The organism is Sphingobium rhizovicinum (assembly GCF_042647625.1).
Taxonomy (GTDB): Bacteria; Pseudomonadota; Alphaproteobacteria; order Sphingomonadales; family Sphingomonadaceae; genus Sphingobium; species Sphingobium rhizovicinum.
Genome location: NZ_JBHRVU010000004.1, coordinates 1,602,185 through 1,619,335 on the forward strand (window position 1 = coordinate 1,602,185; position 17,151 = coordinate 1,619,335).

The window sequence follows — 17,151 nt, forward strand, 5'->3', positions numbered from 1 at the left end:
TGCGATGGATTGGCAGGGCGCTTTGGCGCTTGCCGCAAAGCCATATTCGTCGCTAACGATTGCGCCATCCCTTCCTCCGAAAACGGCAGGACAGTCCTGATCAATGATGCCGCGCCTATGATGATCATGTTGCAACCGCATTATGGCCGGATCGCGACATGAGCCTGCGCGTCATATTGTCGGTCGAGGCGCTGGAGCCGCATTTGTCGGGGATTGGTCGCTATAATTGGGAATTGGCCCGGCGCATCGGCGCCGTCGATGATGTCGACGATCTGCTATTCTATCGCAACGGCTTCTGGATCGACGATCCGGCGACATTGTTGCAGGTGTCGACCCTGACCCCGTTGCAGAAATGGGTGAAGCGGCGGGTGCGGCCGCCGCGCTGGGTGCGGCACCTGCGCGATCGTGCGATCGCGCGCTCCCGCGTCTTTCACGGCCCTAATTATTTCCTGCCGACCGTGGGGGAGGGCGGGGTCATCACCGTCCATGACCTGTCGGTGTTCCATTATCCCGAAACCCACCCGGAAGAGCGATTGCGCTATTTCGACCGGGCCTTCCGCGCTTCGCTTGACCGGGCGGGGCATGTCATCACCGACAGCGGGACGACGCGGGCGGAAGTGATCGACTATCTGTCGCTGTCGCCGGATCGGGTAACGGCGGTGCCGCTGGCGGCCGGGCCGGATTTCCGGCCGCGCGACGCGGCGGCGCTCGCGCCGGCGCTGGATCGTTATGGTCTGGCGCCGCAAGGCTATGCATTGTGCGTGTCCACGGTCGAGCCGCGCAAGCGGATCGTGGAACTGCTGCGCGCCTGGGAAGTGCTGCCGGCGACTGTCCGGTCGCGCTGGCCATTGACGGTGACGGGCGGGGCCGGCTGGCTGAGCGACAGCATTCGCGATCTGATGGACAAGGGCGCGCGGCAGGGCTGGGTGCGTTATCTGGGCTTCGTGCCGGAGCAGGATCTGCCGCTGCTCTATGCCGGTGCCGCGCTGTTCATCTACCCATCGGTTTATGAAGGCTTCGGCCTGCCGCCGGTGGAAGCGATGGCGAGCGGGGTGCCGACGGTGGTGGCCGATGCGTCATGCCTGCCGGAAGTGACTGGCGGGGCCGCCATGCTGGTGCGGCCCGAAGATATTGACGGCTTTGCCCTGCGTCTGGAGCAGGCGCTGACCGATGGGGATTGGCGGGCAGGGGCGCGGGAGCGCGGGCTGGCGGTCGCGGGCGGCTATGACTGGGATCGCTGCGCGCGGGAAACCGTGGATGTCTATCGCCGGCTGCGCTGACTGGGCGTCAATGCCCGGCGCGCAGCGCGGCGACGATCATGCGCGCGGTCAGCCGGGCGGTGCTCGCGGCGTCCAATATGGGACGGGACAGGCTGCGATGGCCTAGCCCGAAGAGGCAGGCCAGCGTCATATCCTCCGCCGCATCCAGCGTTTCGCCCGACAATCTGGGATTGGCGGCGCAGGCGAAATAGCGGATGAAAGCGCGAAAGCGTTCGCACATCGCGCCGATCGTGTCGCTGACGGCGGGGTTGCGAAAACTCTCGGCCAGAATATCGAAGGACAAGGCTTCGTCCTTCTCATCGATCGTGTGGAGCAGCAGTTCCTCGAATGTGCGCTCTATCGTCAACGCGCCGGAATCCAGCTTTACGCGGATCTCGGCCATTTCCCCGCACCACTGATCGGCGTCATCCGTGACCAGCGCTTCAATTATATCTTCCTTTCCTTTGAACAGACGATAGATTTGTCCAACGGAAACCTGCGCAGCTGTCGCCAGTTCCGCCATGGAGGTCTGATGGAAACCGTGGCTGTCGAACAGCGTGCGCGCTGCCTCCAGGATGCGGACCTTGCCGGTCTTTTCATGCTGCACTGCAACCATTTTATACCCCATGGCGTTTTTCGCCTCTTGAAGTTTCTCTGGCATGATCCTACGTGCGCTGCAAGCGGAATGAACATTCATTCCGGTCATATTATCCACATCAAAATGGAATTTGGGTGATGCAAAAGGGGATTTTCACCGGATTGCTGGCATGCGCGTCGGCACTGGCGCTCAGCGCCTGCGGCGAAAGCCAGCCACCGGCGCCGCCGCCGCCGGCTGTGGGCGTGGTGACGCTCAAGACCGAGTCGGCGCCGCTGCTCAACGAACTGCCGGGGCGTATCGCCGCTCTCGAAACTGCTGAAGTGCGGCCGCAGATTGGCGGCATCATCCGCCGTCGCCTGTTCCAGGAGGGCGGCTTTGTTCAGGCCGGGCAGTTGCTCTATGAAATCGATGATGCGCCTTATCGCGCGGCGCTGGCGCAGGCGCAGGGTTCGCTGGCCAGCGCGAATGCGACAATCGCGTCAACCAGCCTGCAAGCGCAGCGATACAAGGATCTGGTCGGCATCAATGCCGTCAGCAAGCAGCAATATGATGACGCCGCCGCCGCTGCGCAGCAGGCCCGCGCCAATGTTGCGGCGCAACGCGGTGCGGTGCAGGCGGCGCAGGTGAACCAGAATTTCACCCGCATTCGCGCGCCCATTTCCGGTCGTATCGGTCGTTCGCTCTTCACGCCGGGCGCGCTTGTCCAGGCGGGACAGGCCGATCCGCTCGCCACGATCCAGCGCACCGACAGCGTCTATGTCGACGTGACGCAGTCGGCCGCACAGATCATCGATCTCAAGCAGGCGATGAAGAAGGGTGGGGTCAGCGAAGCTGACGGCGCGCGCATCCAGTTGATCCTGCCGAACGGCAGCAGCTACCCGATCGAGGGGCGCCTGCAATTTTCGGAGGTGACGGTGGATTCCACCTCCGGCGCGGTGACGCTGCGGGCCAGCTTCCCCAACCCTGACGGGTTGCTGCTGCCGGGCATGTATGTTCGCGCCAAGCTGGTGGAAGGGCAGGTGGCGCAGGCCATATTGGCCCCCCAGCAGGGTATCAGCCGCGACGCGCGCGGGCGTGCGACCGCAATGGTTGTCGGCAAGGACAGCAAGGCCGAATTGCGCCAGGTGGAGGTGGATCGCGCCATCGGCGACAAGTGGATCGTGACCGGCGGGCTGAAGCCGGGTGACAAGCTGATCGTGGAAGGTCTGCTCAACCTGCGTCCCGGCACCGTCGTCAAGCCCGGCGCGCCGCAGCAGGTGACTGCAACCGCAGGTGCAGCTCAGGGCGGGGCGAACTAAGCCATGGCCCGCTATTTTATCGACAGGCCCATCTTCGCATGGGTCATCGCCATCGTCATCATGCTGGCGGGCCTGCTCGCGATCCGGTCGCTGCCGGTCGCGCAGTTCCCGGAAATCGCCCCGCCGGCAGTGACGATCCAGACCAGCTATCCGGGCGCCAATGCCCAGACGCTGGAAAGCACGACCACGCAGATCATCGAACAACAGCTCAAGGGCATCGATAATCTGCGCTATTTCTCGTCCACCAGCGACGGGTCGGGCAATCTCAACATCACCCTGACGTTCGAACAGGGGACTGATCCTGACATCGCGCAGGTGCAGGTGCAGAACAAGCTGTCGCAGGCAACGCCTTTGCTGCCGCAGGAAGTGCAGCAACAGGGCCTGCGCGTCGGCAAGTCGACGTCCAGCTTCCTCCTCATCATGGCCGTCTATTCCGATGACGGCATTCATGATCAGGAAGACGCCAGCGATTTCATCGCGTCGAGCCTTCAGGATCCGCTCAGCCGCGTAACCGGCGTGGGCGACACGCAGCTGTTCGGTTCGCAATATGCGATGCGCATCTGGCTCGATCCCTACAAAATGGCCAATCTGGGCGTCACCACGGGTGACGTGAAGTCGGCGATCAGCGCGCAAAATGCGCAGGTTTCCGCCGGCCAGATCGGTGGCTCGCCCTCGATCAAGGGACAGGCGCTCAACGCCACCGTTACCGCCCAGTCGCGCCTGCGCACGCCGGAGGAATTCCGCAACATCCGCCTGCGCAGCAACAGCGACGGTTCGGTGGTGCTGATGTCCGATGTGGCTCGGGTCGAACTCGGCGCGGAAACCTATGGCTTTGGCGTGAAGTTCAATGGTCATCCGGCGTCGGGCTTCGGCGTGAAGCTGGCGCCGGGCGCGAACGCGCTCGACACGGTGGAGGCGGTGAAGGGCCGCGTCGACCAGCTATCGAAGAACTTCCCCAGCTGGGTGAAATATGATTTCCCGGTCGACAATTCGACCTTCGTCAAGCTGTCGGTCGAACAGGTCATCCATACCCTGTTCGAAGCGGTGCTGCTGGTCTTCGTCGTCATGTTCCTGTTTCTTCAGAACTGGCGCGCGACGCTGATTCCGACCATCGCCGTCCCCGTGGTGTTGCTGGGCGCGCTCGCGATCCTGAGTGCCGCAGGCTTCACCATCAACACGCTCACTCTGTTCGGCATGGTGCTGGCCATCGGCCTGCTGGTCGACGACGCGATCGTTGTCGTCGAAAATGTCGAACGTCTGATCCAGGATGAAGGGCTCAACCCCAAGGAAGCCGCCAAGAAGTCGATGGACGAAATCAGCGGCGCGCTGATTGGCATCGGCCTCGTCCTGTCGGCGGTGTTCCTGCCAATGGCCTTCTTCGGCGGGTCGACTGGCGTCATCTTCCGTCAGTTCTCCATCACGATCGTCTCCTCGATGATCCTGTCGGTGCTGGTCGCACTGGTGCTGACGCCCGCGCTTTGCGCCACGATCCTGAGACCGGCGTCGCATGGTCATAGCTGGAACGGGCCGATCGGTTCGATCTTCGGCCGCTTCTTCGACTGGTTCAACCGAACCTTCGACAAGGGCGTCGTGCGCTATGGCAAGGGCGTGGAAAAGGTCGAGCATCGTTGGGGCCGCACCATGCTGGTCTATGGCCTGATCGTGGTCGGCATGGCCTTCATCTTCCTGCGTTTGCCCAGCGGCTTCCTGCCGGATGAAGATCAGGGCATGATCATCAACCAGGTGTCGCTGCCCGCAGGTACGACGATGGCGGAAACCGAGCGCACGCTGGTCAAGATGCGCGACCATTATCTGGTCGATGAAAAGCAGAATGTCTCCGCCGTGTTCACGATCGCGGGCTTCGGCTTCGTTGGCCAGGGTCAGAATGTCGGCATCGTCTTTGTCCGCATGAAGGATTGGTCCCTTCGCAAGGGTGCGGACAATCGCGTCCCTGCGATCGCGCTGCGCGCCAATATGGCGTTCCAGAAGATCAAGGCGGGCATGGCCTTCGCCTTCGTGCCGCCGGCGGTGCAGGAACTGGGCAATGCGTCCGGCTTCGACTTCCAGCTGCTCGATCAGGCCAATCTGGGTCATGAAAAGCTGCTGGCGGCGCGCAACCAGTTGCTAGGCATGGCGATGGCGGACAAGCGTCTGGCGCAGGTCCGCCCCAATGGTCTGGAAGATACGCCGCAACTGAAGCTGAACGTCGATCAGGCGGCGGCCGGCGCATTGGGCATCGCCCAATCGGACGTCAATGATACGATCAGCACCAATCTGGGCGGTTCTTACATCAACGACTTCATCGATCGCGATCGCGTGAAGCGCGTCTATGTGCAGGCGGACGCTCCGTTCCGCATGACGCCCGACGCAATCAATGCTTTCCATGTGCGCGGCAGCACCGGCACCATGGCGCCCCTGTCGGCCTTCGCAACCACTGAATGGGTGCAGGGACCGGCGCGTCTGGAACGCTTCAATGGCGTGCCGTCGATGAACATTCAGGGTGCGCCTGCGCCGGGCGTGTCGAGCGGCACGGCCATGCAGGCGATGGAGGAGTTCGCCGCCAAGCTGCCGGCCGGTATCGGTTACAGCTGGAACGGCATTTCCTATGAAGAGCAGACGTCTGGTGGCCAGGCGCCCTATGTCTATGCGCTGTCGATGCTGATCGTCTTCCTCTGTCTTGCGGCCTTGTATGAAAGCTGGTCGGTGCCGATCGCGGTCATGCTGGTGGTGCCTCTGGGCGTGTTGGGTGCGGTGATCGCTGCGCGGCTCGCGGGCCTCAGCAACGACATCTATCTTCAGGTCGGCCTGATCACCACGATCGGCGTGTCGGCGAAGAATGCGATCCTGATCGTGGAATTTGCCGAAGAGAAGATGCGCGAAGGCATGGCCCCGGCGCAGGCGGCTCTGGAAGCGGGCAAGCTGCGTCTGCGGCCGATCCTGATGACCAGCTTCGCCTTCATCTTCGGCGTGCTGCCGCTGGCCCTGTCGAAGGGCGCAGGGGCGGGCGGTCAGAATGCGATCGGCTGGGCGGTCGTGGGCGGCATGTTGTCGGCCACGGTGCTGGCGGTCTTCTTCGTTCCCGTCTTCTTCACCGTCGTAAAGCGGCTGTTCCGCGAACATAAGAACCATGAAGCGGCCGACGATACGGCAACGCCACACGCGCCGCAGGAGGCTTGAAGACCATGCGCAACATGAAAGCGCTGGGCGCCGTCACTCTCTCGCTGGCGCTCGCCGCCTGCGACATGGCGCCCAAATATGTGCGGCCGGATCTGCCGGTTCCGGCCGGCACGCCGCAGGGCGATGCTTATGCCGCCAATGACGGGGCGGGGGCGATCGTTCCTGCCGACACCGCCTGGCGCGATTTCTTCACCGACGCCCGTCTGGCGCGGGTGATCGAAACCGCGCTCGCCAATAATCGCGACCTGCGCCTTGCGCTCGCCAATGTGGCGCAGGCGCGCGCGCAGTATAAGGTGCAGCGGGCCGACCTGCTGCCCACGGTTGGGGCGACGGGCACGGCGACCTATTCGGAACAGCCGCTGGTCCAGTTCGGTCAGAACCAGCGTCTCAACACCGACGTCTATCAGGCGCAGCTTGGCATTTCCTCCTGGGAAATCGATCTGTTCGGCCGCGTCCGCAACCTGACCAAGGCGGCGCAGGAGCAATATTTCGCCAGCGAGGAAAATCGCAACGCAGCGCAGACCGCGCTGATCGCGGAAACGGCCAATGCCTGGCTGACGATGGCGGCGGATCAGGAGCGCCTGCGCATCGCCACTGATCTGGAAAAGGCGTTCGGCAAGACGCTGGACCTAACCAGGGCGCAATTCGCCAAGGGCATAGCCTCCGAACTGGAAGTGCGTCAGGCCCAGACCAGCTATGATCAGGCCCGGTCCGACATTGCGCAGGCGACGACATTGGTGGCGCAGGATCAAAATGCACTCAACCTGCTGGCCGGAACCACGGTGGCGCAGGCGGACTTGCCGCAGTCCTTCCCGGACAGCAGCGCCACGATCGAAAATCTGCCCGCCAACATCTCGTCCGACATCCTGCTGCGCCGGCCTGATATTGCAGCGGCCGAACATCAACTGCGCGGCGCCAACGCCAATATCGGCGCGGCGCGGGCGGCCTTTTTCCCCAAATTGTCGCTGACGGCGGCGCTGGGGACGGTCAGCCTGGGCCTGTCGGGCCTGTTCGCATCTGGCAGCGATACATGGTCGGTCGCGCCCAGCGCGACGTTGCCTATTTTCGACTTCGGCCGGAACAAGGGCAATCTTCGCTATGCGAAGGCGACTTATGACGCGATGCTCGCCACTTATGAAAAGAGCGTGCAGACCGGGTTCAAGGAAGTCGCGGATGCGCTCGCCCGCCGCGGCACCATGGCGCAGCAGGTGGAGGCGCAGACGTCGCTGCGGGATTCGGCGCGGGTCGCCTATACTCTGTCGGATGCGCGTTTCCGGGCCGGGGTGGACAGTTTCCTCACCACCCTCGATTCCCAGCGCACGCTCTACACCGCCGAACAAAGCCTGCTGGCCACGCGCCTGACCCGCGCGTCCAACATGGTGGAATTGTATCGGGCGATGGGCGGCGGCCTCAAATAATCGGATTTGACCGCAAGCCGGGGGAAGCCCCGGCGCATGATCTCCGCTATCCGGCCATGGATAGCGGAGATTTTTTATGCCCTTTTTCGAAATGCCCTTTGCCTCGCCGGTGGGCGAACTGACTTTGGTGGCGGGCGATCAGGGACTGGTCGCGATATTGTGGCCGAATGACGACCCCGATCGCGTCCGCCTGGGCGCGCGGCGGGCGCAGCCGGATCATCCGGTGCTGGTGCAGGCGCATGCGGAATTGACCGCCTATTTTGCGGGCGAACGGCAGAGCTTCTCCGTCCCGTTCGACTTTCGCGGCACCGATTTTCAAAAGGCGATCTGGGCCGCCTTGCTCACCATCCCCTTTGGCGAAACGCGCAGCTATGGCGACATCGCCAGCCAGATCGGCCGTCCCACCGCCAGCCGCGCCGTGGGCGCCGCCAATGGCCGCAACCCGATCTCCATCATGGCGCCATGCCATCGCGTCGTCGGCGCCAATGGTGCGCTGACCGGCTTTGCCGGCGGGATCGAAACCAAAAGCTGGCTGCTTGATTTTGAACGGCGGACCCGAAAGGATTGAGCGCGAACAGGCAGGCGAGGAGACGGACGATGCGCGTAATGGTGCTGGTGAAGGCGACCGTGGACAGCGAACAGAATATGCAGCCAAAGCTGGAAGATCTGGCCGCCATGGGCCGTTTCAACGACGAACTGCGCGCCGCGGGCATATTGCGCATGGCCGACGGGCTGAAACCCTCCTCGTACGGCAAGCGCGTCGCCTTTGACGGCGCAGACCGCACCGTCATCGACGGTCCCTTTGCGGTCACGACGGAACTGGTCGCCGGCTTCTGGCTATGGGAGGTGAAGGATATGGAGGAGGCGGTCAGTTGGGTGAAGCGTTGCCCCAATCCCATGCCCGGACCCAGCGAAATCGAAATCCGGCCGCTCTATGAAATGTCCGATCTGGAATGATCGCAGATTTCAGAAAATGGCGCGCCTCAAGGGCGCATCATCGAACCCGTCAGGGTTCGCAAGGCCGAACGGCCGCCCGAGCTTATGCGAGCATAGCCAAGCGGGCGAATGCCCGTGCCGGCGCTTGAGGCTATAGAAAATGGTGCACCCAAGAGGATTCGAACCTCTGGCCTTTGCCTTCGGAGGGCAACGCTCTATCCAGCTGAGCTATGGGTGCATGACGCTGGTCAGGAGGGGCGGTTAGCAAAGTCCTTGCCCCTGCGCCAGCGTCAAATGCGCTTGCCCGCAATCTTATTTTGCCGGCTTTTCCATCGGCTGGAATTTGCCAAGGCCGCAACTGGCGCCCGGCTGCAAGCCGGGGCCGATATTCTGCAACACCGTGATGATGTCGACCGAGCAAAGCTGAGACAGGCTGGTGCGATAGGAGAACCGCTTTTCAAAGCCCAGGCTGGGGCAATTGTTGGGCAGCGTGTTGCGATAGATTTTCCGCCCGTTCATGACGAAGTCGATGGTGCGGTCGTCGCGGACGTTGGTCGACTGGATCGACCGGATCTGCACGCAATCGACCGGATCGCCCTTGGCGACATAGGGATCGGGCTGCTGTTTGGCGATGGCGGGCAGGGCGGCGCAGGCCAGAACGAGGCCCAGTGCAAGACGAACGGGGGAACCAACGGACATGTCTCTCTCCTCATATCACGCCGAATCGACGGCGTGGATCGGGGGCTTCCGTCACGTCTATCAGACGCTGTCTGAACGGCGCGAAAATGACGCGCGGGTCAGGCTGCCTTTGGCGTCGCAGTCTTGGGTGCGGGCGTCTTGGGCTTGAAGCGGCACAGGTCCGTGACGATGCAGCGCCAGCATTCGGGCCGGCGCGCCTTGCACACATATCGTCCGTGCAGGATCAGCCAGTGATGCGCATCGCGCCGGAACGGGCCGGGGACGCGCTTCTCCAGCTTTTCCTCGACCGCCAGCACCGTCTTGCCCGGCGCCAGGCCGGTGCGGTTGCCGACGCGAAAGATATGGGTGTCGACCGCGAACGTCTCCTGCCCGAAGGCGGTGTTCACCACGACATTGGCGGTCTTGCGGCCGACGCCGGGCAGGGTGGTCAGCGTGTCGCGATCCTGCGGCACTTCCCCGCCGAAATCGCGGACCAATATTTCCGACAGGCCAATGACATTCTTGGCCTTGGTGTTGAACAGCCCGATCGTCTTGATGTGTTGCTTCAGCCCCTCTTCGCCCAGATCGACCATCTGCTGCGGCGTCGTCACTGCGCGAAACAGGGCGCGGGTCGCCTTGTTGACGCCGACGTCGGTTGCCTGCGCCGAAAGGGTGACTGCCACCAGCAACTGATAGGGATTGCCATATTCCAGTTCCGTCACCGGCGCGGGATTGGCCTCCGCCAGCCGGCTGAAAAAGTCGAAGATCTGGGCCTTGTTCACAGACCTAAAACGCCTTTCATATCGTACCGGCCGATGGGTTGCCCGGCCAGCCAGCGCGCGCCCTTCACCGCGCCGCGCGCAAAGATGACGCGGTTTTCGGCACGATGGCCAATCTCGATCCGCTCGCCTTCCGCCGCGAAGGTCACCTGATGGTCGCCCGCGACCGATCCGCCACGCAGCGCGGCAAAGCCGATCGCGCCGGTCGCCCGCGCGCCGGTAATGCCGTCGCGTCCGCGCTCGCTATGATCGGCCAGCACGATGCCGCGCCCGCGCGCCGCCGCTTCGCCCAGCAAGAGAGCGGTGCCGGATGGCGCATCCACCTTATGCCGGTGGTGCATTTCGACAATCTCGATGTCCCAATCGTCGCTCAGGCCCGCCGCCGCCCTTTCCACCAGCGCGGCGAGCAGGTTGACGCCCAGCGAGGTGTTGCCGGTCTGAAGCACCGGGATGGACCGCGCCGCCTCGTCGATCAGGGCATGATGCACGCCTTCCAGCCCGGTGGTGCCGATCAGGATCGGCTTGCGCGCCGCAATGCAGGCGTCAAGATGCGCGGACAGCGCGCCGGGCACGGAGAAGTCGATCAGCACGTCGCTTGCCTCCGCCAGCGCCAGCGGATCGGCGCTGATGGCGATGCCGGGGGCAATCTCGCCGCTGGGATCGCGAGCGGTGCCGCCCGTGATCGGCAAACCGGCCTCTGCCGCCACCTGGGCGATGGCCCGTCCCATGCGGCCTGCTGCGCCGAAAATGCCGATCCTTGTCATGTCCGTTCCATCATCCTGCTGTGGGTGGATCGGCCGATGCCAGAGCGCAGGGGCTTTGTCATCCCCGCGCGGTAGCGCAATCAGTTCCCGCGCGGTAGCACAATCAATCCGTCTGCGGAGCGCCGATCGATTGCAGCACGCTGTCGCGCAATTGCGGGTCGCTCAGATGATGGGCATTGTCCAGCCGCACCCGCGCCGCCGCCTCGTCATACAGGAATGGCAGCACGGCAAAGCGCCGCCCCTTCGTTACCGGCAACGCTTCATGCAGCAGCGAGCAGGAAAAGACGATCGCGCCGCCGGTTTCGGGCCGATAGGTACGCCCGCCAAACTCGGGAAAGCGCAGGTCGCCGCCTTCATATTCTTCGGCGTTGAGGCCGATCGACACGGCAAAGCGCCGATGCGCCGTGCCTGCGGTGCTATTGTCGGTATGCGGCCGGAAATAGCCGCCCGTCCCGGCATCATAGCAGCAGATGATATGCCGTTCGATCCGCGTGGCGTTGAACTGGAAGGCGCGCTCGATCTGGGGCACCAGCCGGCGATGGATGCGCGCCTGCACCGCGCCGCGCAGCGCCAGATCCTCTATCCCGCAATCGGTGCGCTTCTTGTGCCGGTGGTCGACCTTCAGCACCGTGCCGCCGGTGGCCGGATCGGTCTGCATGTAACCGCTTTCCTCCAGCCCCTGCGTTTGCGCATAGGCGATCAGGTCGCGGCACAGCGCCGGCTCTAATATGCCCGGCACGGACAGAACCGGCGCCCATGCATCGGCCGGCGGCGGCGACAGCATCTCCAGCGCGGCGCAGATTTCGGCATGATGGACATTGAGGTCGGTGATCGGGATGGTGCGCACCACCCGCAGGCCGGGATCGATGATGAAGCTGGTCAGGTTGATCGACGGCGCGCCGTCTGCGCCTTTCTTCAGGCATCCGAACCGCTCCGCCATCGCCCGGTCCAGATCCAGAAAGATGCGCAGCCCCGGATAACGCTCCTGAAAGACGCCATTGGCTTCATCACGCGGATCATTAGTGACGATGAAGGCGCAGGCAAATTCATCGTCGAACGGCCCGATCGCATCATGCATCGCCCGGAAAAACGCCTGCGCGCCCGGCACGGTCGAACTGGCGAGGAAGGTAACGACCAGATAGCGCCCTGCCGCACTGCCAAAGGCATAGCGCGGGTTGGAAAGGCCGCGAACATGGAAGGGGGTAACGGGATCGCCGGGGGACAGGATCAAGGGATATACTCCGAAACGTGCGACCCGTTTCCGGCACTATGCCGATGATGATGCGGCACCTTCGATGGCGATGCGCGGCGCGTCAAGCGATTGCGGACGGAAAATCCTCTCCTGCGGATCGGTCGGATGACGGTAAGTGGTTCCGACCGGCCCATTTCGCTTGAACCTTCGCTGCACCTGCTATCTGGTGCACCCCATGAACCAGGACATTCGCAACATCGTCATCCTGACCGGCGCGGGCATATCCGCCGAGTCCGGTCTAGCGACCTTTCGCGGTCCTGACGGGCTGTGGGAAGGGCATCGGGTGGAGGATGTCTGCACCCCTGAAGCGCTCGCGCGCGATCCGGTGCTGGTGCATCGTTTCTATGATGAGCGGCGGGCGAAGCTGGCGGAGGTGCATCCCAATGCCGCGCATCAGGCGCTGGCCGCGCTCGATGCCGCCTGGCCCGGCGAATTGCTGATCGTCACCCAGAATGTCGATGATCTGCATGAACGGGCCGGGGCGAAGCGGCTGATCCATATGCATGGCGAACTTAAATCGGCCCTGTGCGCCGCCTGCGGCAAGGCGAAGCCATGGGCCGATCCCTTGCCGCCCGCATGCTCCTGCGACAGCTGCGGCAGGCCGGCCTTGCGACCCGACATCGTCTTTTTCGGCGAAATGCCCTATGAAATGGACGCGATCGACGCCGCGCTGCGCGATGCGGATCTGTTCGTATCGATCGGCACATCGGGCGCAGTCTATCCCGCCGCCGGCTTCGTCCAGACGGCGCGCCATGTCGGTGCGCGAACGCTGGAGCTTAATCTCGATCCATCGGCCGGCAGCTTCTATTTCGAGGAAAGCCGGCTTGGCCCGGCCAGCCTGCTGGTGCCTGCGCTGGTGGAGGAATTGCTTGCATAGAGCATCGTGCGGAAAAGCGGGCATCGGTTTTCCGCTCGAAACGATGCGACGACAAAAATCTGGAGCGCGCGGCGGGCATCAAATTTGGTGCGGCGCCTTCTGGCAGGCGCATATCCGCTCTCGCTTCTCGCGCGGCTTATAGTATAGCGCGCGCTTTCATGATCCCTTGAGCGGAGCAATCGGTGATTACTGTCCAGCGGGTGGCCAAGGCCGCCGGCAAGCATCTGACCAGAACCGCGCTCAAGCTGCGCAAGGCGCTGGGCGCGCGCGCCAGTCGCGGTTGTCCGGCCTGCGGCGCGACCGTCGTCGGCTTCTTCCGCTATGGCGACAATGGCGAATGGGGCTGTGTCGAATGCAGCGCGTCACCGCGCGAGCGGCTGATGAACTGGTTGATCGTTCAGGGGACGCTGACGGTGCCTGTCGATGGCGCGATCCTGCACATGGCGCCCAATGAGGGCAGTCTTGTTAAGCGTTTCAGCGCTGCCGCCGATTATGTCCCGGCCGATCTTGATCCCGCGCGCTACACCGTGCCGGGCATGCGCCGCGTCGACCTGATGGAACTGGCCGATACCGATCGGTACGATCTGTTCTACGCCAGCCATGTGATGGAGCATGTGCCAGACGATATGGCCGTGCTGCGCAACATCCTGCGCGCCTTGAAGCCGGGCGGCGAAGCCTGGCTGATCGTCCCATTGTGGGACAAGCCGACCGAGGATGGCAGTTTCGACATTCCCCCGCGCGAACGGGAGCGTCGTTTTGGCCAGTGGGATCATGTCCGCCAATATGGCCCGGATTTTGCCGATCGCATCCGCGCTGCGGGCTTTGATCTGGAAGAAATCGACGCCGCTTCGATCGATGTCGCCACGCGCCATTTCTATGCGCTGGACGACCGGCTGTTCAGGGCGCGCAAGCCCGCATGAACCGTCTCGCACGGATGGAGGGCAGCGCCCGCATCCTGGCTCTGGTGAAGCTGGCCAATGTCGGGCTGGTGCTGATCTGGGGCTTTGCCGTCACCTTCGTGTTCGTGCGCGCGCTGCCGATCGCCGAATTTCAGGCGTTCCTGCTGCTGGTCGCCTTCGGCAATTTCACCATTTCGGCCGAATTTGGCCTGACCAGCATCATCTATGCCCGGTTGCGCCAGCATTGGCTGGCCCATGTCGAAGGCGGCGGGAATGGCGCGGGCGATGGCGGCTTCCGGCTGGAGGAAATGGGCGTCCTGTTCCTGTTTCTGGGCCTCCTGGTCGCGGGCGGCACGCTGATCCTGATCGGCGCGCTGGCCGGGGGCTGGCTGGCGACGGGCATGCCCCTGCTGTTCCTGCTCTTCTTCCTGTCCGCCTGTCTCAACCTGCCGGCGCTCCTCGCCAAGCGGGCGCTGGCGGCGGTGGATGGCAATTTCCTCTGGGAAGGGCTGGATTGCGCGCGGCGTGTGGTGACCATCGGCCTTCTCCTGTCCATCCTGGGTGGACTGGACCCGCGCATGTCGGTCGCGCTGCAATTGGCGGTCAGCATCGTCGTGATCGGCTACGCCATCGCCCATGTCCATCGCCGGCTGAACATGACCCGCCGCCACTGGTTCGCCTTCCGCACGGGCGGCGGTCATGTCCGGGCCCATTATCTGGGGGACATCGGCGCTTCAGCCGCCTTCACCCTGTCGGACATCATCGCCTATAACGCGCCCTATTTCACCATCGCGGCGATGACGACGGACGCGCGGCCGATGCTGATCTTCGACTTCTTCTTCAAGATGTCGCGTTCGTTGTCCATGCTGGTGCGCGCCATGGTGGAGGCTGCACTACCGCGCATCACCCGCGCCTATCATGCGGGGGAGGGGGCAAGGCTGCGGCAATTGCTGACCCGCGCATTGGGCGCGGCGATGGTCTTTGCGATCGGTCTGGCGGCGGTGCTGCTGGGCGTGGGGGACCGGCTGTTTGCGATCCTGTTCGACGGGCGGGCGGCGATCGACCGGGCGGACATCGGCCTCATCATCCTGGCGCTCGGCGCGCTGACCATCATCTGCGTTTCCGTCTATGTGCAGGCGGCGCTCGGGCAATTCGGGCCTTTGCTCGCCCGGTCGCTGCCCTTCCTCGCCGGATCATTGGCCAGTGCGCCGCTCGCACTGCTGCTCTGGCCGGACCGCTTCGATCTCGCCTTCCTTTCTCTCTATGCCCTGACGCTGCTGGGCGTGGCGGGGCTGCATCTCCTGTCGCTCAAAAGGCTGCTGCGCGCATGAAGATCGCGATGCTTGATCCCTCGCTCTTTACGGGGCGCTATGACGACAGCCTGTGCGCGGCGCTGGCCGGGCAGGGCGCGCGGGTGACGCTGCTTGGCCGCCCGATGCGCGCCACCGATGCAATCCTGCCGCAGCGCTATGCCTATCTCCCCCACTTCTTCCGCCGCAGCGAAGCTCTGCGCGATCGATTGGGGGAGGGGCGCGCCTTCCGCCTCGCCAAGGCGGCCGAATATGGCCTGGCCTGCGCGCTGGGCAGCCTGTCCCCGCTGCTCTCCGCCGATCTGGTCCATGTCCAGTGGCTCCCCCTCGCGCCGGCCGATCGGCTGATGCTTCAGCGGCTGAGGGGCCGGAAGGCGCTGGTCCACACCGTCCACAATGCCGACGCTTATCATGCCGACTCCGGCTTGCAGGGGCGGGGCTATCGCGCGCTGCTCGACATGTTCGATGCGCTGATCGTCCATGGCGACACGACCCGCGCCGCGCTGGTCGGGCAGGGGATTGATCCCGCGCGCATCCATGTGACGCCGCACCCGCCGATGCGCCTCGCCCCCGCCTCCGCGCAGGACTTAGCCGCCATCGCGCCGTCGGTCCTGCCGCGCCTGCTCTTTTTCGGCACGATCCGCCCCTATAAGGGCGTGGACCTGCTCATCGACGCCTGCCTTTCGCTCTGGCGCGCCGGGCATCGGTTCGAACTGGCGCTGGCGGGCAAGCCCTTCATGGATGTCGCCCCGCTGATCGACGCCGTGACGCAGGCGGGCTTTGCCGACCGCCTCATGACCGATTTCGGCTTTCTGACGGAAGGCCGGCTGGATGCGCATATGGCGCGCGCCGACATGCTGGTCTTCCCCTATCGCCATATCGATTCGAGCGGCGCCTTCCTGTCGGCGTTGCATCATGGCAAGGCGATGGTGACGTCTGACGCAGGCATGTTCGGCCAGTTGCCGGACGGGGTTGCAGCGTGCGCGCCGGCGGGAAATGCGCCTGCCCTTGCCCAAGCCCTCTTGCCGCTGATCGAAAGCGCGGCCATCAGGCAGGAATATGGCGCACGGGCGCTGGCTTATGGCGAAGAAATGAGGTCTTGGAAGGATATGGCGGTGGCGACGATCGGCATTTACGAAACAGTGCTGGCCGGGCGCGCATGAACCGCTATCTGCGCGAACTGGCCGACCGAAAACTGGCCCTGCGTCTCGCTCTGGCGGGCCGCGTCCACCAATATCCCGAAGTGCAGGCTTTGAAGCGCTTCCTGTCGGCCTTCGCGGTCGACTGCCTGTTCGACGTCGGCGCCAATCGCGGCCAGTATGCGACCATGGTGCGCAAGGATGCGGGCTATAAGGGGCTGATCCTCTCGTTCGAACCCAACCCGGACGTCTTCGCCGAATTGCAAAGGCACGCCGCGTCCGATCGTAACTGGCATGTATTCAACATGGCGCTGTCCGATTTCGATGGCACGGCCAGCTTCAATATCATGGCCGCCGACCAGTTCAGCTCGCTCAAAAAACCTTCGGGTGAGCAGGACGCCATCTTCGCCGATCGCAACAAGGTGACGAAGACGGTCGAGATGCAGTGCCGCCGGCTCGACACGATGCTGCCCGAACTGATGGCGCAATATGGCTTTGCGCGACCGTTCCTGAAAATGGACACGCAGGGGCATGACCTGTCGGTTTGCGAGGGTGCGGGCGATGTGTTTGGCAAGATGCTGGGCGTGCAGACGGAACTGGGCGTCCGCCCCATTTATGAAGGCGGCGCCGGCTATCGCGCGATGATCGACTGGCTGGAGGCGCGCGAATTCATTCCCTCCGCCTTCTTCGCCAACAATAAAGGGCATTTCCCGCTGCTGGTCGAAATGGACGGCATCTTCGTCAACCGGACGCTGGTCGGGGATTGA

The 17,151-nt window shown here is 63.9% G+C and carries 16 protein-coding genes and 1 tRNA gene; 11 read left to right on the plus strand and 6 right to left on the minus strand.

What is annotated here, in order from left to right; genetic code table 11:
• The first annotated feature begins 158 nt into the window (after positions 1-158).
• Complete coding sequence (locus ACFOKF_RS09075) at positions 159-1,280, plus strand: glycosyltransferase family 4 protein (RefSeq protein WP_380795196.1); 1,122 nt, start codon at positions 159-161, stop codon at positions 1,278-1,280.
• A 7-nt stretch (positions 1,281-1,287) separates the two neighbouring features.
• On the opposite strand, the gene ACFOKF_RS09080 is transcribed toward ACFOKF_RS09075, so the two are convergent.
• Entirely contained in the window at positions 1,288-1,875 is a 588-nt protein-coding gene (locus ACFOKF_RS09080; protein ID WP_380795199.1) for a TetR/AcrR family transcriptional regulator, read from the minus strand.
• A 119-nt stretch (positions 1,876-1,994) separates the two neighbouring features.
• Here ACFOKF_RS09080 and ACFOKF_RS09085 point away from each other — a divergent pair, with 119 nt between their 5' ends.
• From ACFOKF_RS09085 to ACFOKF_RS09105, 5 genes are all read left to right on the plus strand, one after another.
• A complete protein-coding gene (locus ACFOKF_RS09085; RefSeq protein WP_380795201.1) occupies positions 1,995-3,155 on the plus strand; it encodes an efflux RND transporter periplasmic adaptor subunit in 1,161 nt (386 codons plus the stop codon).
• Between the two features lie 3 nt (positions 3,156-3,158).
• The gene (locus ACFOKF_RS09090) at positions 3,159-6,332 is read left to right on the plus strand and encodes an efflux RND transporter permease subunit (protein WP_380795204.1); all 3,174 of its coding nucleotides are present in this window, start codon (positions 3,159-3,161) and stop codon (positions 6,330-6,332) included.
• 5 nt (positions 6,333-6,337) lie between these two features.
• Complete coding sequence (locus ACFOKF_RS09095; protein ID WP_380795206.1) at positions 6,338-7,750, plus strand: efflux transporter outer membrane subunit; 1,413 nt, start codon at positions 6,338-6,340, stop codon at positions 7,748-7,750.
• A gap of 76 nt (positions 7,751-7,826) precedes the next feature.
• Entirely contained in the window at positions 7,827-8,318 is a 492-nt protein-coding gene (locus ACFOKF_RS09100) for a methylated-DNA--[protein]-cysteine S-methyltransferase (protein ID WP_380795208.1), read from the plus strand.
• 29 nt (positions 8,319-8,347) lie between these two features.
• Entirely contained in the window at positions 8,348-8,707 is a 360-nt protein-coding gene (locus ACFOKF_RS09105; protein WP_380795211.1) for a YciI family protein, read from the plus strand.
• A gap of 140 nt (positions 8,708-8,847) precedes the next feature.
• Here the strand turns inward: ACFOKF_RS09105 and ACFOKF_RS09110 are convergent.
• The 5 genes from ACFOKF_RS09110 to ACFOKF_RS09130 form a co-directional block, all read right to left on the minus strand.
• A tRNA-Arg gene (locus ACFOKF_RS09110) sits at positions 8,848-8,924 on the minus strand.
• 74 nt (positions 8,925-8,998) lie between these two features.
• Complete coding sequence (locus ACFOKF_RS09115) at positions 8,999-9,385, minus strand: hypothetical protein (RefSeq protein ID WP_380795213.1); 387 nt, start codon at positions 9,383-9,385, stop codon at positions 8,999-9,001.
• 98 nt (positions 9,386-9,483) lie between these two features.
• Positions 9,484-10,146 (minus strand): endonuclease III, encoded by a 663-nt coding sequence (nth, locus tag ACFOKF_RS09120; RefSeq protein ID WP_380795216.1) that lies wholly within the window; start codon positions 10,144-10,146, stop codon positions 9,484-9,486.
• Positions 10,143-10,907: a 4-hydroxy-tetrahydrodipicolinate reductase gene (dapB, locus tag ACFOKF_RS09125; protein ID WP_380795218.1), complete on the minus strand. Its 765-nt coding sequence runs from the start codon at positions 10,905-10,907 to the stop codon at positions 10,143-10,145. The genes nth and dapB overlap by 4 nt, the downstream gene beginning before the upstream one ends.
• 103 nt (positions 10,908-11,010) lie before the next feature.
• Entirely contained in the window at positions 11,011-12,138 is a 1,128-nt protein-coding gene (locus ACFOKF_RS09130; protein WP_380795220.1) for a 2OG-Fe(II) oxygenase family protein, read from the minus strand.
• Between the two features lie 196 nt (positions 12,139-12,334).
• Here ACFOKF_RS09130 and ACFOKF_RS09135 point away from each other — a divergent pair, with 196 nt between their 5' ends.
• The 5 genes from ACFOKF_RS09135 (at position 12,335) to ACFOKF_RS09155 (ending at position 17,151) form a co-directional block, all read left to right on the plus strand.
• Positions 12,335-13,036 (plus strand): NAD-dependent deacylase, encoded by a 702-nt coding sequence (locus tag ACFOKF_RS09135; RefSeq protein ID WP_380795222.1) that lies wholly within the window; start codon positions 12,335-12,337, stop codon positions 13,034-13,036.
• Positions 13,037-13,218: 182 nt separating this feature from the next.
• Positions 13,219-13,956 (plus strand): class I SAM-dependent methyltransferase, encoded by a 738-nt coding sequence (locus tag ACFOKF_RS09140; protein ID WP_380795224.1) that lies wholly within the window; start codon positions 13,219-13,221, stop codon positions 13,954-13,956.
• Positions 13,953-15,266: a hypothetical protein gene (locus ACFOKF_RS09145; RefSeq protein ID WP_380795227.1), complete on the plus strand. Its 1,314-nt coding sequence runs from the start codon at positions 13,953-13,955 to the stop codon at positions 15,264-15,266. The genes ACFOKF_RS09140 and ACFOKF_RS09145 overlap by 4 nt, the downstream gene beginning before the upstream one ends.
• Positions 15,263-16,408 (plus strand): glycosyltransferase family 4 protein, encoded by a 1,146-nt coding sequence (locus ACFOKF_RS09150; protein ID WP_380795230.1) that lies wholly within the window; start codon positions 15,263-15,265, stop codon positions 16,406-16,408. The genes ACFOKF_RS09145 and ACFOKF_RS09150 overlap by 4 nt, the downstream gene beginning before the upstream one ends.
• Positions 16,405-17,151: an FkbM family methyltransferase gene (locus ACFOKF_RS09155; protein WP_380795233.1), complete on the plus strand. Its 747-nt coding sequence runs from the start codon at positions 16,405-16,407 to the stop codon at positions 17,149-17,151. The genes ACFOKF_RS09150 and ACFOKF_RS09155 overlap by 4 nt, the downstream gene beginning before the upstream one ends.

What these genes read in the sequence shown, in the direction of transcription:
- ACFOKF_RS09145 (WP_380795227.1), top strand. Translation starts at nt 13,953, where the DNA reads ATGAACCGTCTCGCACGGATGGAGGGCAGCGCCCGCATCCTGGCTCTG.
- ACFOKF_RS09090 (WP_380795204.1), top strand. Translation starts at nt 3,159, where the DNA reads ATGGCCCGCTATTTTATCGACAGGCCCATCTTCGCATGGGTCATCGCC.
- ACFOKF_RS09135 (WP_380795222.1), top strand. Translation starts at nt 12,335, where the DNA reads ATGAACCAGGACATTCGCAACATCGTCATCCTGACCGGCGCGGGCATA.
- ACFOKF_RS09100 (WP_380795208.1), top strand. Translation starts at nt 7,827, where the DNA reads ATGCCCTTTTTCGAAATGCCCTTTGCCTCGCCGGTGGGCGAACTGACT.
- ACFOKF_RS09080 (WP_380795199.1), bottom strand. Translation starts at nt 1,875, where the DNA reads ATGGTTGCAGTGCAGCATGAAAAGACCGGCAAGGTCCGCATCCTGGAG.
- ACFOKF_RS09095 (WP_380795206.1), top strand. Translation starts at nt 6,338, where the DNA reads ATGCGCAACATGAAAGCGCTGGGCGCCGTCACTCTCTCGCTGGCGCTC.
- ACFOKF_RS09075 (WP_380795196.1), top strand. Translation starts at nt 159, where the DNA reads ATGAGCCTGCGCGTCATATTGTCGGTCGAGGCGCTGGAGCCGCATTTG.
- ACFOKF_RS09115 (WP_380795213.1), bottom strand. Translation starts at nt 9,385, where the DNA reads ATGTCCGTTGGTTCCCCCGTTCGTCTTGCACTGGGCCTCGTTCTGGCC.
- dapB (WP_380795218.1), bottom strand. Translation starts at nt 10,907, where the DNA reads ATGACAAGGATCGGCATTTTCGGCGCAGCAGGCCGCATGGGACGGGCC.
- ACFOKF_RS09085 (WP_380795201.1), top strand. Translation starts at nt 1,995, where the DNA reads ATGCAAAAGGGGATTTTCACCGGATTGCTGGCATGCGCGTCGGCACTG.
- ACFOKF_RS09105 (WP_380795211.1), top strand. Translation starts at nt 8,348, where the DNA reads ATGCGCGTAATGGTGCTGGTGAAGGCGACCGTGGACAGCGAACAGAAT.
- ACFOKF_RS09150 (WP_380795230.1), top strand. Translation starts at nt 15,263, where the DNA reads ATGAAGATCGCGATGCTTGATCCCTCGCTCTTTACGGGGCGCTATGAC.
- ACFOKF_RS09155 (WP_380795233.1), top strand. Translation starts at nt 16,405, where the DNA reads ATGAACCGCTATCTGCGCGAACTGGCCGACCGAAAACTGGCCCTGCGT.